Raw genomic sequence first — 17,670 nt, 5'->3', positions numbered from 1 at the left:
ACCGCCGGATCAATCAGAGCTCATCAACAATTATAAAATATATTGTCATACAATTACATTTATTTTATTCGCAAGCCATACATATGAAAATCACAAATAATAAAAAGATCACAAATTTCAGATACAGCCTTATTGTTGTGAGTATTGTCTTTTTTGCAGGATTTATTTTTATTGAAGGATCGTTCTTAAAATCAGTTCTTTTCTGTGTAAGCTTGTTTGCTGCAGTTCTTGCTGTGTTTAGTAAATATCGGGAATTTGAAATTTCTGCTGAATGTATTTCATTCAAAAAATACAATTTTTTTAAGACAGGGGACATCCGGCCATACATTCAGATTCCTAAGATTCATATTTTAGATTATTCTGCTAAAAACATTTTTCGCATTTACTATTTATCAATAATGATTGAATCGGATTACGTTAAGCCAAAGGTTCTCACAATAAGAATGATAGGTTTTTCGGAAGGTGATATTATTGCAATGGTTAAGATTTTCGAGAACATTAAAAAGCAGAACAGAGATAATATAGAAAAGCATTTTAGAAGTCTGTTGCTGTCTTATAATGACCCGGAAGTTGAGTATGAAAAATAATGTAAAAAAATATCTGATGTTTAATTTCAATTTTAATAAAGCATTATAATTTTTTATATATTTACGGGGATAACTTTTGTTAATCCAATCTTCAGGAGCAGGAATTTTTCCTGCTTTTTCTTTTTATTCTGTTAGTCTCAGAAGCGGTGTACAATTATTTTATTTAACAAATCTGCGTGCATAAAGAAGATACGTTTTCGATTGATAAATTTACAGTTTGTAATCTCAGAAATATAATCAGTAAAAAATAATAATGTTTTTTGTCAAAAGTTTAATTTTATAAGGAATTTGTAATCAATCCTCAAACAATAAATTATTATTTTTGGCTAAAAATATATGGTTTTCTTGTTAAAAGATCGATATATTTGTAATGATACTATAAATATATTGATCTTCGATGAAAAGATATAAAACCTTTTTATTACTGCTTTTAATACCCGTTGCGATGTCAGCACAGCAAAATCTCACAGCTGATGAGCTGTTTTCGAAGGCCCGTACTACTGCATTTGAACAGAAAGATTATAGATCATCTATTGCTCTTGCAAAAGAGGCATTGGCAAAAGCTCCCAATTATACTGATATTTCTGTTTTTTTAGGAAGATTATATATCTGGAGTGATGATGTGGGTTCTGCAAGAGCTGTATTTGAAGATTTACAGAATAAAGGTGTTGAAGATGAGGATTATTTTGTCGCTTATGCCTCGCTTGAATATTGGAATGATCAACAGTCAAAAGCCATTGAGATCGTCAATAACGGTTTGGTTTTTCACCCTCAATCTGAGGATCTTTTACTATTGAAGGCAAAAATATACTACAGTGAGCAGAATTATACAGAATCTGAAAAAGCAATCAATGAACTGCTTGGCAATAATCCAAAGAATACAGAGGCTATCAGTCTTGCGGTAAAAATAAACGATCTTGTTTCTAAAAATGCAGTGAGCGTAGTGTACAATTATTCTCATTTTGATAAACAGTTTGCTGATGACTGGCACATTGTGGGGATAAGCTACAAAAGAGTTACTTCTGTGGGATCATTCATTGTAAGGGCAAATTATGCAAATAAGTTTGCACAGGATGGAACGCAAATAGAGCTTGAAGCCTATCCTAGATTATCCAAAACCTTTTACCTGTATGTAGGAGGTGCTTATTCGGGCAATGTAGGAATTTTCCCGAAATACCGTACAGGAGTTTCCCTAAACGCCAATCTTCCGCATAGTTTTGAAGCTGAGATTGGCTACAGACAGCTGTATTTCAGTAACAATATCTGGATGTATACCGCTTCGGTAGGGAAATATTACAAAAATTTCTGGTTTAATCTGCGTACGTATATCACTCCTGACAATACAAATATTTCACAGTCTTACACGGCAACTGTAAGGTATTATACAAAAAGCGCTCAGGATTATTTTGGTTTTCAGATCGGAACGGGGATCAGCCCGGAAGAATCCAGAAACAATCTTTTGGGGAACGAAACCTTTAAGCTTAAGACTTTTAAATTGGGTGCCGATTATAACTTTTCTGTCAAGAAGAACCTGTTTTCGGTAGGAACAATGTACTATAATCAGGAATATCTTCCCGGTGTAAAAGGCAATCAGTTTGATGTTATTTTGGGGTATACCAGGAAGTTTTAATACTTTGACTGAGCTTTTTTCATAAAATTCACCATCACCGAATCCGGCATCAGCTTTCTGGTTTTATAAAAGCTGGAATTCATTCTTTTGAACTGGCTGAAACGGTTATCTACTTTTTTAAATACTTCTTCGTTCTCATACTCATCTTCTTCCAGACGGGTAAGTGTAAACAATTTCCTGTCGTGAAGATAATATTTGTCTGAAACAAAATCAGTCAGCAGACTTTTACTCTGCATCATAGGAATATCGTTTTTAATAGCCACTTCAGAATCTTTGGAAAAGCCTTTTCCAACCCAGGTAACGGTACGGGGAACGGTAAGCTGATAATTATTTTTATAAAAAGCCGCAACAGATGGTGCTATATCAAAATGGCTTACTGTTTTTTCAAAACGTTTCGGCTCTTTCAGCAATGGAGAGTAAATCAGCAGGGGTACGTGAAACCTGTCGATCTTCGACTGAAGGATGATTTCAGGCATACTGTGATCTCCTGTTATAACGAAAATAGTTTTTCCGAAATCTGGACGTTTTTTATAGTTTTCAAAAAAAGTTTTGAGCGCATCATCAGCATTGAGAACGGACATGAGCTGGTTTTTATATTCTGCCGCCAACTTTTTCTGCTGCGGAGATAATGCATTTGATTGTATTCTTTCTTTGTACATCTTTTCATAATAATTTTTGTTGTTGATCAAAAAAGGATTATGGGTAGAAAGTGTAAGAATCATATTGAAATAAGGTTTTTCCTGGGGATTTTGTATCTGCAGCATTTTATTAAAAACTGCCTGATCTTCATATCCCCAACTTTCTCCGCCGTTGTTTGCAGGAAGTTTGCGATATGATTGATCAAACAAAGTTCTGTCAACAATATGATCTACTTTGCTGTATTTCAAAAATTGCCCATACCGGTCAAATGAAATATTTCCGCCATAATAAAACCCTGTTTCAAAGCCATTTGCTTTCAGAATATTATAGAGGTTAAAATTTTCCGGTGTTTTTTCAATTTCCAAAAACCCGTTTCTGCCAAAAGGAAGTGATCCGGTAAGTGACGGTAATGCCCCGAAAGTCCTGCCTGCAGAGCTTAAAGCATTTTCCCACGAGAGACTTTTATTTGCCAGAGAGTCCAGAAAAGGGGTGAAGTTTCCTACATAGCCTTTTGGCGAGGTGTAGGCGTGTCCGAAACCTTCCATTACTACAAAAACAAGATTAGGTACTTCCTCAGATTTGTTGAAATAACTTCCTAAAAAATCAGAAGTGTTTTCTTTTTTCCAGAACGGGAAGTCTTTGTTGAGCATTTCTTTATTTAAAGTGAAACTTTCTGATCCGTCCCACAGCTCACTAATTTCAGGATGTTCACTTATGAGATTTTCTTCATTGGATTTAAAAAAGTATGCCCATTTGCTTTTTGCAGCATTCTGTACGAGTTCGTTAGCGTTATTCAGTTCTGCGGATTCCAGAATGGTAACCGGAATAAAGAAAGCTGCTAAACCGACACATAAGATTACAATACCGGGATACACAGATTTAAAGGCCGACCTTCCTGCCATCCATAAAGGGATGACAGATGCAGCTACTAAAAGCCCGAGTAGGGCATAGTTTTTAAGATTAAGCATTCCGCTTGCCTGTAGTATCTGCTTTATTTCTTCTTTGGTATAAAACAAAAGATCTGCTCCCAGAACGTTACCCGTTTCAGAAAAATATAAAAACAAAATGTATTGCGTAATCGCAACAAATGAAAATATAATGATGGTCAAAGTCTTTGCCCAGCTTTGTTTTATGAAGTATGTTATCAGATAAACGATTCCAAAACCAAACATCAGCTGAAAGGCAAATAAAATATTTTCAAGAAAAAGCTGACCTGCAACAGCAGAGGAATCAAAATCTGTAAAAAAATATCGATACCAAAGCCATTCTGCCGCAATTCCCACTAAAAATAAAATACTGAAAACTGTAGCCAGCATTCCCCACCGTCTGAGTGCAATCTTTAGAATTGCCAAGACTCTCTCTTTGAAAGGCAGGTTTTTGGTATTCTGATTAAAGCCCTGTCTAGTCATCTCACCCCATCCATGAGATTTTTTAAAGTAATCAATAAAACCATTCACCGCTGCTTTTACAACGATTGGATGAAAATACAGCGGCTCTGAAAATGCAGTTCCGATGAGGGCGAGGAAATCTTTCCTTTTGCTGTACACCTGATGACTTACCAGATCCACCAGAATGCCGTAGATAGAATAAAGAAAGCCCATCGAAATTACCAACGCAAACAAAACGGTAAAAAAAGACCAGTTGATGATACCCAGCAAAAGGAAAACCAAGAAGACGATATATCCTAAAAATTCTACCAATGGTCCTAAAAATTCAAAAAAGAACCAATAGGGAAGGCTTACCATTCCCAACTTCCCGTATTTTGGGTTAAACATCATTTTTCTGTGTTTCCACAGGGTTTCTATAGTTCCTCTCATCCAGCGGTTACGCTGTTTTTTGAGGATGTCTTTGGCTTCGGGAACTTCCGTCCAGCAGAGAGGATCCGGGATGGTAAGCACTTCGTAGGGTTTATTCTTTTCCTCCATATACTTTCTCATCCGTACTACCAGCTCCATATCTTCGCCCACCGTGTTTTTATCATAACCTCCGCATTCCAAAACAATTTTTCTGTCAAAAACCCCAAAAGCACCGGATATCAAAATCAGCCCGGAAGCTCGCGACCACGCCATTCTACCCAACACGAAAGCCCGGATATATTCCAGCGCCTGGGTTTTTCCCAACAGTGTTTTCGGCATATTGACGCTGACTACTTTACCATCTTCAATTACACAGTTGTTGGCTAAACGGATCACTCCTCCACAGGCAATGATTTTTTTATCTGTCTGTTCCAGAAATGGCTTTGCCAGCTTCAAAATAGCATCCTGCTCCAGGATACAGTCTACATCTATACAAACCAAATAGTCTCCGGAAGAAACATTGATCCCTACATTCAGGGCATCTGCTTTTCCTCCGTTTTCTTTATCTACTACAATAAGTTTTTTAAAAGCCGGGTTTTCACTCTTATAGACACCTCTTATTTTATTGGTTTCAATTTCCCCCTGTACAAAATAAGACACGGATTTCAGCTCATACGCTTCAATTAATTTCTGTATAGAGTCATCTTTACTCCCGTCATTTACGATGATAATTTCCAGATTGTGATAGTACAGTGAAAGTAAAGATCTTACATTTTCCACAATGGTCATTCCTTCATTATAAGCAGGGGCAATAAGGCTGAAAACAGGCGCATTGGGATTGGCAGCAATGATGCTGTAATCAGTAAATGTATTTTCTTTTTTATAGCGTAAAACCGCACCCAGCGCATAGATTCCTATCCACCCATAAATAAGCGTAACTGCAGTACCATACAGCAGAAACAGCCAAATAACAATTTCATAGATAATGTGTGAAAATTCTAACATACTTTTTCCTGCATCGCATATTTAATAATCTGAACCAATTCTTCTGATGAAGATTCTTCCTGAGCCATCTTTGATAAGTATTCGTGATGTCCGAGTAAGAAAAGCGCTTCGGCAGCATGTACTTTGATGCCTGTAGAGGTACTTTCAGACAATTCTTGTTTTAATACATCTGTACAGCTTTGATCTTTTGAAGATTTTATGACTTTAAGAATTTCAAGCCGAACTTCAAGTGGCTGCTCCGGATAAGCTTCTGTAAGTGAGTTTACTGTAGAAAAGTTTTCCAGAGATTGCATCGCTTTTACAGCCTGCACTCTTACCTCAGCAGAAGCATGATTGAGCAGATTAAGCACTGCAGGATACAAAGACAGCCACTGAAATTTTTTTAAAAGTTTCAGGCTAAATATAATAACAGAGTCATTTTCACTTTCAAGCCAGTTTTTGATGGCAGCATCTGAGTTTTCCGGAATGCTTTTGATGGAAAGAAGAAGCCTGAGCTGCTGCCATTCAGAAATTTTTGAGGAAACGGTATTCAGGAAATCCAGTCCCTCAAACCCCTGCAATCTTACCATGGCGTATTGAGCTTCCTGATAAACCTGCTGATGAGAATGCGTAAGGAATCTGGCAATTTTTGGAAGAGATTCTTTTGCATCCATTACAGTAAGCTCCTGTATTCCTCCGGTGATCAGATGTGGTTTTTTCTGATCAAGTTTCTTAATGGCTTCTTTCTGAAGGTCATACCGTGTAAAGAGACTATTCAGCTTATTCTTTGCGGCTCCGGAGAATTTTTTTTCAGAATCAACCAATTTTTTTAAAAACATATTTCTGAAGGATGTATTACCGGAAAGCGCTACAAAATTTTGATCTGAAGGTATCTCATCTTCCTCATATACTATCGTTTCAGAAATTTTTTTATTGATAATATCCAGCCACGAAGCGCTGCGGACAGATTCTTTATATTGGAAAAAGCTGTAAAAAAGTACCACTATAATCAGTAAAAGAACCAATGACAGCATTCCCAGAAAAATCAGAAAAAGAAAATGTACTGATGTTAATAGCATTTTTAGTTTTTAGGCATGAATCTTTTAATTCTCAACATTAATTCATTAGGGCTGAAGGGTTTAACGATGAAATCCGCAGCTCCCAGATCAAAGGCATTCAGTACCACTTCTTCCTGTCCCATGCTCGACAGCATAATCACCGGCACGTGTTTTTCCATAGACTGCATCGCAGAAAGTATTTCTATTCCGGAAGCAAAAGGCATCATAATGTCTGTAATAGCAAGATCTACCTCTCTGTTTTTTAAGGTTTCGATAGCCTCTTTTCCGTTTCTGGTCAAGATAACTTCATGTCCTTCTTTCAACAATTTATGCTCTATTGTTTTTAAAATAAGTTCGTCATCTTCAGCAATCAGAATTACCATAGTTGTATTATTTATGTATTAAATCATTAATTAACTGCAATCCTGTTTTTATTTCATGCAAAATTTCATGCTCCATAGAGCTGTAGTTCATGTTGCTTTCAATACGGCTTTCCCAATTAGCAGTTTGTTCGGTAAGCTTTACCAGACCGGCTGTTCCTGCAGTTCCTTTGAGCTTGTGAAGGATTTGTTTCAGATATTCTGCGTTTTTATCTTTTATCCCTGCTTTTATATTTTTTTCTGCTTGAGAAAGTTCCTGAAGGACAAGGTCTAAAAATACTTTTCTGAAATCTTCGTCGTCACCCATCTGCTCTTCCAGAAGATTCATATCCAGATATGTTTCCGGATGTGATGAGCTTTCGGTAGACTGAGCGCCATTGCCAATATACAGTTTCAGCATTTCCAGGAGGTCAGATTGTCTGAGAGGTTTAGGCAAAAAATCATTCATTCCCGAATTCAGGCATTTTTCTTTTTCACCCACCACATTTCCTGCAGTAACCCCGATAATAGGAACTTTAGAATGTTGATAATCAGGTAACAGGCGAATCTGCTTTGTTGCCTCTATGCCGTCCATTACAGGCATCTGTACATCCATTAAAATAAGATCAAAAAACTCTTCACGGCACCGTTCTAATGCCTGCAAACCATCGGTTGCTTCTACTAAACGTGCGTCAGGAACCAATGATTTCATCATTTTGTTATTCAGAACCATATTTACCGGATTATCATCAACAAGCAAAACGTCAGGAGCACGCATAAACAGGAAAGGCTGATCTGCCTGCAAGGGTTTGCGCGCAACCGTTTCTTTTTCCGAACTTTTTATTGCCCGTCGCAGCGTTTTGTACAATTCTTCAGATTTAATAGGTTTAAGAAGAAAATATGAATCTTCTTCTTTCCTGAAGGAATCGATAACGTCATGTTCTTCTGAAGAAGTATGAAGGATAACGAGAGGTGAGGCTTCGTTTTGTGTATTAAATAATTGTTTTATTTTTTCGATTGTTTCCAATCCTGATATAATAGGCATATGGTAATCTACCAAAATAACATCAAACCGCTCTCCGGCTAACAGAAGCTGCAGGGCTTCCATTCCGTTGGCTGCAAGTACAGATTCTATATTCTTGTAAGCCAGCATATGCTGAAGAATAATTCTGTTTGCTTCATTATCATCAACTATAAGAACTCTGTTGATTTTCAGTGTTTCATCATCGCTGTGGTCGGAAACATTATTCTCATAAGGAATCTGAATGTCAAAATAGAATACAGACCCTTTTTGTAGCTCACTTACCAGAGAAAGCCTGCTTCCCATATATTTGAGGATATTGTTTGAAATGGTGAGTCCGAGACCGGTTCCTCCATAACGTTTACTGATAGAGCTGTTTTCCTGGGTAAAAGCATTAAAAATATGCTGCTGTTTTTCTACAGGAATACCAATTCCTGTGTCTCTCACCGAGAATCTTAATGTTATATTTTTATCATCTGTATTAAGTTTTTCAACTTTAAGCTCTATCTCACCCTGGGCTGTAAATTTGACGGCATTACCAAGGAGGTTGATAAGAATCTGTTTTAATCGGGTTTCATCAAGCCAGATTGTTTTGGGTAATCCCGGCTCAATATTCAAAAGCAATTCGATGTTTTTTTTCTGAGACTGATAAAGAACCACGTTAATAACCTGGCTCACCATGTCATAAACATTGGCTTTTTCTACCAAAAGCTCCATTTTTCCCGATTCAATTTTAGAGAAATCAAGAATGTCATTAATGATATTCAGGAGATTTTCTCCCGACTCATTAATATAATTGAGATACTGCGTCTGTATCTCATTTAAGGGAGTCTGAAGCAGGAGATCGGAAAATCCGATCACTCCGTTGAGCGGAGTTCTTATCTCATGACTCATATTGGCTAAAAATTCGGACTTGGTTTTGTTGGCAATATCTGCCATCTCTTTTGCATTTTTAAGTTCCTCATTGGTCTTTACCGACTCTGTAATATTCTGTGCAGAAACAATGACTCCACCCATTACCTCATCCGAAAGATACCAAGGGCTTACTACTATATTATAATGCTGTAATCCCTCTTTGTGAGGAACTTCCAGAGTCATATCCTTATTAATGTAAGCTTTGCCTCCCAGTGCGTCTCTGTATATTTTCTTTCTGTCATCCGGCACATTGGGCGATACGGTAAACATATTTTTTCCTATAAGATCTGTATCATGCATATGGAACTCATCTTTCCAGCTGCTGCTTACCGAAAGGTAATTAAGATCTTTATCAAACATAGCCACCGCAGTAGGAACATACGTTACAAATGACTGTAGCATAGCCTCTTTTGTTGCCAGCTCAAGATAGATATTTTTGAAGGTGTTAATATCCTGGATAATGCCGAAGACTCTTGTACATATCCCATCTTCAAATTCAGGTATTCCTTTTACCCTTACCCATATCATGACTCCATCATTGCGTATAAGCTGTAGCTCTTCGTCATACGGTATGCCTTTTTGTACAGCTCTTTCAAATAATGTTTCTACTTTTTTTCTACTTGCCTCACTATAAAATCCTAACGCATTTTCAAAATCAGGCTGGAATGTCTTGTCTATTTTATGGATTTCTTTAGTTGATTGTGACCAGAAAACAGTATCTGTCTTTAAGTTGACTTCCCAACCTCCGACCTGAGCTACTGCACTCGTCTGTTCCAGGATTTTCTTGGTATACAGCAGGTCTTTTTCGAGCGTTATTCTCTCTGTAACATTCAGGGCTGTGCTCACTACATATGGCATACCTTCTTTGTCTATTTCTACAAGGTTATGATACATCCACACCATCTCTTCTCCTTCCTTCGATTTTAAAATCATAGTTCCGAGATCTTCCTGATTGCTATTGATTCTTTCGATATATTGGGCAAGTAATGGCCAGTTTTTTTTAGGAACCAGATCTTTTAAATTTAAGCCTTTAACTTCGTCTGCCGAATAATGAAGTGTTTTTCTTCCTTTTTCGTTAACTGCGATGATATTTCCTTCCATATCATGCATGCTCATTAATCCTATTGCATTTTCAAAAAAGCTTCTGAAACGGCGTTCTGAACTCTCAAGTTTTTGTTTTTCTTCTATCTGTTGGGTAATATTTATACCGAAGCAGAAAATCTCGGAATGTTTTTGATTCTGTTTTAGATACCATTCTACAATAATCTCTGTAGCATCACTGATTTTCGTTGAAGTAGAAAATGTAATTTCCTCCTGAATTTCCGGCTTTTTTACAAGTAATTGCAGATCTTTATTGTGTTCGCCCAAAACGCTTAAAAAATTCTGGTCAAGAGATTCTGTTTTGCTGAACCCGAAAACCTTTTCGAAGGCAGGATTAACATCCTTAAGCATGAAATTACTATCCAGAACGCAGATCAGATTGTTGGAAATATTGAATGTCTGCTGGAAATATTCAGCCTGGATATTTTTTCTTTTCCCTGTCAGCAGGTTTGTTACGGCGCTTCCTATCTTTTTGAGGGCGGTTACCTGTTTTTCTGTTAACGTTTTTGGTTCATAGTCTATAACGCATAATGTACCTAATGCAAAACCTTCATCGTCTATAAGAGGAATGCCTGCATAAAAACGAATTCCACCTGCTTTTATCAGGGGATTTTCAGATGATCTTTCATCTGATAACGTGTCATTGATGATTACGACATCACCACTCGCAATGGAATATTGACATAAAGTGCTTTTTCTGTCAACAGAATCGAACGCAAGTCCTATGCAGCTTTGGATAACCTGTGATTCACTTTCCATCATAGCGATGAGAGATGCCGGACAATCGGTAATGAGGCATGCTGTTTCTGCAAAAATATCTAACTGTGGGTCCTTTTCCAGCTGTAAAAGGTCAAAAAATTTCAGCTTGTCAATTCGTGCTTCTTCGTTAGCAGGAACAGGGTATTTATCCATATAGTAACATCTTGTTTTAAAAATGATATTCGTTGCCGTAAGGCTAAATTTTTTAATTATTTTAACCTATAATTAAATTATGTAACAATAATCCAAATTACAAATTATTTTACATTTAGACACTATAAATTGAGAATCTAAGGAATATGAGGTGAATTATTTAGAATAAGAGGCAATCACCGAAGTGTTTACAATGATAAATAGTTTTTAAAAACACTAAATTCCCCCTTAAAGCATTTGTTTTAAGGGGGAATTTGTAAAATTTTTGACTCATAAAGAGATAGAGTTTACCTTTTGGTATATCAACTACCAGCCGGAGCTGAAAACTTTGAGTAATTCGGTTTGCTGCATCACTTCATTTTTGCTGTTGATAAGATTGTAATTTGCCTGAAGCCAGTTGTTCCGCACTACAAAAAAAGTATATGCATCCATCAGTCCTTCTTTATACTTCTCTTCGGATTTTTGAAAAGAGAGTTTTTGGTTTTCAAAATTTGTCATTAATAAAGTGTATTTTTCTTCCGAATTCCGGAATTGTGCTATGATGGAATTGATGCTTTGCGTGAGATTATTGATAATAATTTCTTTATCGTAGCTGGAATTAATAACATTCAGTTTTGCGATCTCCACATTATTTTTCACCTGCAATCTGTTGAATATCGGAATATTGAGTCCAAGAGAAACCTGTTGGTTTTTATTTCGATTAAACTGATCTGAAAACCCGTCTGCAGTTTTTCCTAAAGTTTTACTGTAAAAGCTTGACCAGTTGTAAATACCATTCAATGTCGGAAAGTATGCTGATCTTGCGATACCAATATTTTTTTCAGCAGCTTTTATCTCTGTAACAATAGCTTTATATGCCGGATTTTTTTCTAAAAGGTTCTGAACAAGATCTGTGTCGTTGAAATGGGAATTATCAAGTGCATCGTCCTCCATTTTGAAATCCAGAGAATCTTTTGTAATTGCCAAAGCATTCAGCAGATTGATCTTCGAAAGGTCTCTTGAAGTTTTCGCCGTTACCCATTGTTCCTGCAAAGTTCCAAGATTAGCTTTGATGTCGTAAACATCACTTTTCGGGCGGTTTCCGATCTCTACTTCTTTTTCTGTACGCCTGATCTGATCCTCAATTCCGGAAATCTGTGTTTCCAGAACACTGAGCCAGCTTTTACTGTTCTGATAGTTGAAAAACATCCGGATGACATTCATTTTTACCTCGTTTTGAGCCTGCTTCATCTTGAAAGTTGACGTTTCTTTGTTGATCTTTGACAATGAAATATTCAGGTAATTCCGCCAGTTCATTATTTCCCAGTTTGCCTGCGCATAGATCTGATCATATTGCGTATTGAGAGATCCTCTTTGATTGGTGGTTTGATCAATCGTGGAACCAAAGCTGTAATTGTGATTGGCTCCAGCCTCAACAGACGGAAGCAGCATTCCTTTTGCCGCAGAGATCTGTCGTTCATTTTTCTGGATATTGACAGAAAACTGTTTTGCCAGCGGATGATTGGCGGAAGCGTAGTCAAGGCATTGTTTTAAAGTCCAGGTTTGCTGAGCTGGAAAAAGGTTTATGATTAATATGAAGAATAGTTTTTTCATTACTTTTATTATTTGATAGATTTTCCGCTATCTATTGTTCCAAAGGTTTAATATACGGCTACCGATGTTGAACCCTTTCGGATTCGTTATTCGTATTTTAAATATTTCACAAGATTGATTTTTGTAGCGCGGTAGGCTTTGAAGCTTACAACAACAGAAGTCAGAATCAATAATAAAATCATACTCACAACATAAGGCCAGACCGGCATATCTATTCGGTAAGAGAAATCTTTCAGCCATTCATTCATTGCATAATAACTTACCGGAATGCTTAGTAGCACTGCAAACGTACAGATGAAAAGAAATCTTTTCGTCAGATCCCAGATGATTGTTTTCTCATCGGCTCCCAAAGTTTTTTTAATGGCGACATCTTTCAGCTTTTGTTCTATTAATAAAGATGACAGAGCAAATAATCCCAATAATGCAATCACCAAAACCACAATGTTGAGTGTTGTGAAAAGCGTCTGCTGTTTCTGGAATTTTTCGAAGGTCTTGGCAAATTGTTTATCTACAAATTCGTAATCAAAAGGATATCCAGGTTCGGCTTTTGTAAGCCAGAATTCTTTGATCCGCTCCAAAGTTCCGCTGACGTCATTTTTTGAAAGTTTGATTTGGAGGTTGCTCATATTATTTTTCACCCAGTTTCTATCGTAATTGAAAAAAACGACGGGTTTGATGGGTTTATCAACTCCATCGTAATAAAAATCCTTTACCACACCCAGAATTCTGTATTTCTTTTTGTCTTCCCAACCCGGAATGATTTCTTTTCCCAGAATAGTTTGCGGGTTGAAGCCCAGTTTCTGAGCAAAAGTCTCGTTTACAACCGCACCATCAATAGTGTCAGAAGCCTTTTTCCAGTCCAGATCCCTTCCCGAAGCGAGTTTGATTTCGTAAAACCGGAAATAGTTTTCATCAATAGCCCCAAGACTCGTATTTTCTACTATTTGGGTAGTATCTGCAGCATTTTTTGCAACTGAACTATTGCTGACACCTCTTCCGATCGATTGGATAGAGCCTGTGATATCTGTAACTCCGGCAATTTTGCTGATCTCATTTTTCAGAAAACTATATTTTTTTGAGTTGAAATCCTTATCCCAGTTTGATTTTTTAAAATCTATCTGAATCACCTGATCACCTTTGAAGCCCAGATCTTTCCTCATCATATAATTAACCTGAGTGTGAATAATCAATGAGCAGATAATGAAGAACGAAGAAATAATTAGTTGCAAAGTCAGGATAGAGTTGCGCAGCCAGACGCCTTGTCTGCTCCTCGCAAAATTTCCCTTCAGTGTATTAATCGGTTTGAAATTTGACAGATACAGCGCAGGAATCAACCCTGAGATCAAAGAAAATATAATCAGAAGTAATCCTGTGTAAATAAAAAGGCTAATGTCATCTAATTTGATTTCTTTCCTAAGAAATTTGTTGTAAGAAGGAAGCAGCAGCTCAACCATCGCAAATGCCAGAATATAGGCTACAAAAAAAATCATAAAAGTCTCTAATAAAAACTGTAAGACCAGTCTTGATTTTGAGCTTCCGATCGCTTTTCTTACGCCAACTTCTTTTGCTCTTTGAGAAGCCTGCGCCGTTTTGAGGTTAATCAGATTGATGCCTGATAAAAGCAAAATCAATGTTGATAAGCCCATCAGAATCATAATAGATTTTTTGTCACCTTTGTTGATACCTTCGCTGCGTGCATCTAGTTTTATTTTTGCAATTGACAACAGATAAGTTCTGGGCGGATTTTTTTTATCAATCTCATAACCCCATTTTTTTGCAGAAATCTCATCCTGCTCCTGCATTTTTTTTGTTATTTTATTTTCCAGTGCTTTGACATCCGAGCCTGGCTTTAGTTTTAAAAAACCACAAAAACTGTAATTTGTCCATTGGTTTTTACTATTTTCCAGAGAAGGAGTCAAAAAAAGAAAATCTGGTTTGAAGACCGTATTTTCTTTCTGCTTTTTATAAATAGCAGTTACAGTATAATTCTTATCATCTACTTCATTCTTCACAGTTTTACCTACAGAGTTGAGATAGTCATCACCAAATAATAATCTGGCAGTTTCTTCAGACAAGACAACTTTGCTTTCGTCTGACAAAGCATTTTCAAAATTGCCGGCAACTTTCTCAAACGGGAAAAATTTAAAAAAAGAATTGACAGTAGCTCCTCCGGAAACATACGCAGAATTACCTCCAAAGCTGAGTTTCTTTTTCCCCCAGTCATTGAATATCGTGGCATCTTCAATCTCCAAAAACAATTCTTTTGAGGTGAATATCTCCGGGTAGCTTGAGACAGACATCATCCCAAATGAGGAATTGCTGTTTTCAACAAAATATATATTTTCCTTATTGGGAATCCATTGTTCATAAGCCTTTTCGTCCTGCCAATGGATGAATATCAAAAGAAAAACACAGAGACCAACGCTCAATCCCAACACGTTGATAATGGTAGAAAGCCAGTTTTTTCTGTAATTAATGAATGCTATTTTGAGCCAGTTTTTTAGCATAGTTGTTGGTTTATGGTTGATAGTTGTCGGAATATCGAAGTCGAGGGTTAGAAGTTCGCTAATCTTCCAACATCTGACTTCCAACTTCCTGCTTTTACTCGTATTTCAGATATTTCACAAGATTCACTTTTGTGGCTTGCCAGGCTTTGATGCTTACGACTGAAAATGTCAGTAATAGCAAAACCACAAGACTTAAAACGAATGGTAAAACCGGCATATCAATTCGGTAAGCGAAATCCTTCAGCCACTCGTTCATCAGATAATAACTGATTGGAATACTGATGATAACGGCGATTAAAGTAATCCAAAGGAATTGTTTCGTCAAGCCAACAATCAAAGTTCCGTCCGATGCTCCCAAAGTTTTTCTGATGGCAACATCTTTCAGTTTCTGTTCAATCATTAATGATGACAAAGCGAATAATCCTAATAACGCCACCATCAAAACCATTGCATTTAAGATTGTAAAAAGTGTCTGTTGTTTTTGGTATGTTTCAAAGGTTTTGGCAAACTGTTTATCAATGAAATAAGAATTGAAAGGATAACCAGGCTCTACATTTTTTTGCCAGTAAGCTTTGATTCGCTTAACCGTTCCATCGATGTCGTCAGCTTTTAATTTTAATTGAATATTATAGACATTTAATCTCTTCCATTCGGTTTCTCGGTAGTGGAAAAGTATCATTGGTTCCACTTCACTCTTCAAGCTTCTGATGTTAAAATCCTTTACAATTCCGATGATATGATAAGGCTTGTTGTCAAATCCTGGTTTGATTTCTCTTTTCATTGCCTGTTCACCTGTCCAGCCGAATTTTCTTACAAAAGCTTCATTTACCAAAGCATTATTAATTGTATCCGATGACAATTTTGGATCCAGCCATCTTCCTTTCAGTAATTTTACACCGATGAACTGAGGATAATCATAATCCATCGAGCCGTGCTGAGCCTGAATACTCTGACTCATATAATCCATATTGGAACTGCTGAAATTGCCCGTCGCAGGTGGCGCTTCTGAATATGAAATACTCTCTACACCTTTTATTTTAGCCATTTCTGTTTTCAGCCTTTCATACTTTAGCCACGGTTTTCCGTTGTTGTATTCATTAAAATTAACTTGAAAAATCTGCTTGCCACTGAAACCCAAATCTTTGTTTATCATATATTTAACTTGCTGATTGACAATCAATCCACCAATGATAAAGAATGAAGAGATGATCAATTGTAAAGTCAGAATTCCGTTTCGCAGCCAAACACCGTGTTTGCTTCTGGCGAAGTTCCCTTTCAAAGTTTCTATCGCTTTGAAATTGGATAAATATAAAGCAGGAATGAGTCCCGAAATAACAGTCACCAAGACAACCATTGCGAATGAGTAGAAGTAAATATGCCAGTCATCCATCACGATTTCTTTATCAAAAAACTTGTTGAAGCTTGATAAAAGAAGCTCTGTCAAAGCCAATGACAAAAGATAGGAAGTTAAACAAACGATGAAAGTTTCCATCAAAAATTGAAGAACCAAGCTTGATTTTGTACTTCCAATTGCTTTTCTCACGCCGATTTCTTTGGCTCTTTGAGACGCCTGAGCCGTTTTAAGATTGATGAAATTAATGGCTGACAAAATCACAATCAAAACAGAAAGCGTGAAAAGAATAAGAATTGACTGGAAATCCGGCTTACCGAACCAGGTTGACTCGGCGTGCAGTTTCATCTTGTCAAGTGGCGTCAGCAATGAGTCGTTCGGTCCATAAGTGTCAATATATTGTTGAGGTGTCATTCCTGAACCTTGAGCATTGATTTTTGCACGCAACATTATCACATCAAGAAATTTTCTCTCAAAACTTCTCGGGTCTGCTCCTTTTTTTAGCATAAAAAAACAAGCGTAATTGAAGTTTCCCCATTGTTCTTTATCGTTTTTGAGTTGCTCAGCCGGTTTGAAGACAAAATCAGGTTTTATCTGGCTATTTCCTTTTGGCAATTCATAAACTGCCGTTACGATATAATTTTTATTATCAAATTTGATAGTTTCGCCTGCAACCTCCGTTTTTCCGAAAAGATTTTTGGCTGCAATAGTTGAGATTGCAACGTCGGTATCATTTCTAAGAACATTTTTGTAACTTCCGGAAATCAATTTGAAAGGAAAAAGATTGAAGAAATTTTCTGTTACCGGAAAACCATTTTCCTGATAAACGGTTTTCAACTTGGTTGTCATTTTGTAAGACGCACCTGTGTTGGTCATCAAAACATAATCCTCAGCTTCCGAAATACGTTTCAAAGCATTATCTGCCAAAGGTATCGAAATAGCCGATCCGTAAACGTTTTCCTTTTTAGTATAAGTCTGGAAATAATAAATATCGTCCTTTTTCGGATTCCATTTTTCGAAAGATTCTTCGTCATTCCAATGCATCAGGATGAGCATAAATCCTGTCAAACCGATCGTCAATCCAAATAAATTGATAATGGTGGAAAGCCAGTTCTTTTTATAGTTGATGAAGGCAATTTTGAGCCAATTGTTTAACATAAGTGATATTTTATGATTGATAAACGATTTTAAAAACCTCAGAGAAACAGAGTTCGTCC

At 36.8% G+C, this 17,670-nt stretch carries 9 protein-coding genes; 2 read left to right on the top strand and 7 right to left on the bottom strand.

Features of this window, described 5'->3' with window-relative positions; genetic code table 11:
- The first annotated feature begins 83 nt into the window (after positions 1–83).
- Positions 84–587: a hypothetical protein gene (locus AC4FQ5_RS18720; protein ID WP_491145827.1), complete on the top strand. Its 504-nt coding sequence runs from the start codon at positions 84–86 to the stop codon at positions 585–587.
- Between the two features lie 397 nt (positions 588–984).
- On the top strand, positions 985–2,217 hold the full coding sequence (locus tag AC4FQ5_RS18715) for a YaiO family outer membrane beta-barrel protein (protein WP_491145825.1): 1,233 nt from the start codon (positions 985–987) through the stop codon (positions 2,215–2,217).
- Here the strand turns inward: AC4FQ5_RS18715 and AC4FQ5_RS18710 are convergent.
- The 7 genes from AC4FQ5_RS18710 to AC4FQ5_RS18680 form a co-directional block, all read right to left on the bottom strand.
- The gene (locus tag AC4FQ5_RS18710; RefSeq protein WP_491145823.1) at positions 2,214–5,657 is read right to left on the bottom strand and encodes a sulfatase-like hydrolase/transferase; all 3,444 of its coding nucleotides are present in this window, start codon (positions 5,655–5,657) and stop codon (positions 2,214–2,216) included. The two genes, AC4FQ5_RS18715 and AC4FQ5_RS18710, sit on opposite strands and share 4 nt — an antisense overlap.
- Positions 5,651–6,715, bottom strand: coding sequence for a HEAT repeat domain-containing protein (locus tag AC4FQ5_RS18705; RefSeq protein WP_491145821.1), 1,065 nt, complete (start codon positions 6,713–6,715; stop codon positions 5,651–5,653). The genes AC4FQ5_RS18710 and AC4FQ5_RS18705 overlap by 7 nt, the downstream gene beginning before the upstream one ends.
- Positions 6,716–6,717: 2 nt before the next feature.
- On the bottom strand, positions 6,718–7,077 hold the full coding sequence (locus AC4FQ5_RS18700) for a response regulator transcription factor (protein WP_491145819.1): 360 nt from the start codon (positions 7,075–7,077) through the stop codon (positions 6,718–6,720).
- A gap of 7 nt (positions 7,078–7,084) precedes the next feature.
- A complete protein-coding gene (locus tag AC4FQ5_RS18695; protein WP_491145818.1) occupies positions 7,085–11,002 on the bottom strand; it encodes a PAS domain S-box protein in 3,918 nt (1,305 codons plus the stop codon).
- A 306-nt stretch (positions 11,003–11,308) separates the two neighbouring features.
- Positions 11,309–12,595, bottom strand: coding sequence for a TolC family protein (locus tag AC4FQ5_RS18690; protein ID WP_491145816.1), 1,287 nt, complete (start codon positions 12,593–12,595; stop codon positions 11,309–11,311).
- An 86-nt stretch (positions 12,596–12,681) separates the two neighbouring features.
- Entirely contained in the window at positions 12,682–15,102 is a 2,421-nt protein-coding gene (locus tag AC4FQ5_RS18685) for an ABC transporter permease (protein WP_491145814.1), read from the bottom strand.
- A 94-nt stretch (positions 15,103–15,196) separates the two neighbouring features.
- Positions 15,197–17,611, bottom strand: a complete 2,415-nt coding sequence (locus tag AC4FQ5_RS18680; RefSeq protein ID WP_491145813.1) for an FtsX-like permease family protein — start codon at positions 17,609–17,611, stop codon at positions 15,197–15,199.
- Between the last annotated feature and the right edge of the window lie 59 nt (positions 17,612–17,670).

The sequence above is a fragment of the Chryseobacterium sp. DT-167 genome, assembly GCF_058310155.1.
The sequence above is the reverse complement of the archived record's forward strand: the minus strand, read 5'-3'. Positions and strand labels throughout refer to the sequence as shown.

Excerpts from the sequence above, each read along its gene's own strand:
- AC4FQ5_RS18710 (WP_491145823.1), bottom strand. The coding sequence starts at position 5,657 with ATGTTAGAATTTTCACACATTATCTATGAAATTGTTATTTGGCTGTTT.
- AC4FQ5_RS18700 (WP_491145819.1), bottom strand. The coding sequence starts at position 7,077 with ATGGTAATTCTGATTGCTGAAGATGACGAACTTATTTTAAAAACAATA.
- AC4FQ5_RS18680 (WP_491145813.1), bottom strand. The coding sequence starts at position 17,611 with ATGTTAAACAATTGGCTCAAAATTGCCTTCATCAACTATAAAAAGAAC.
- AC4FQ5_RS18695 (WP_491145818.1), bottom strand. The coding sequence starts at position 11,002 with ATGGATAAATACCCTGTTCCTGCTAACGAAGAAGCACGAATTGACAAG.
- AC4FQ5_RS18685 (WP_491145814.1), bottom strand. The coding sequence starts at position 15,102 with ATGCTAAAAAACTGGCTCAAAATAGCATTCATTAATTACAGAAAAAAC.
- AC4FQ5_RS18690 (WP_491145816.1), bottom strand. The coding sequence starts at position 12,595 with ATGAAAAAACTATTCTTCATATTAATCATAAACCTTTTTCCAGCTCAG.
- AC4FQ5_RS18720 (WP_491145827.1), top strand. The coding sequence starts at position 84 with ATGAAAATCACAAATAATAAAAAGATCACAAATTTCAGATACAGCCTT.
- AC4FQ5_RS18705 (WP_491145821.1), bottom strand. The coding sequence starts at position 6,715 with ATGCTATTAACATCAGTACATTTTCTTTTTCTGATTTTTCTGGGAATG.
- AC4FQ5_RS18715 (WP_491145825.1), top strand. The coding sequence starts at position 985 with ATGAAAAGATATAAAACCTTTTTATTACTGCTTTTAATACCCGTTGCG.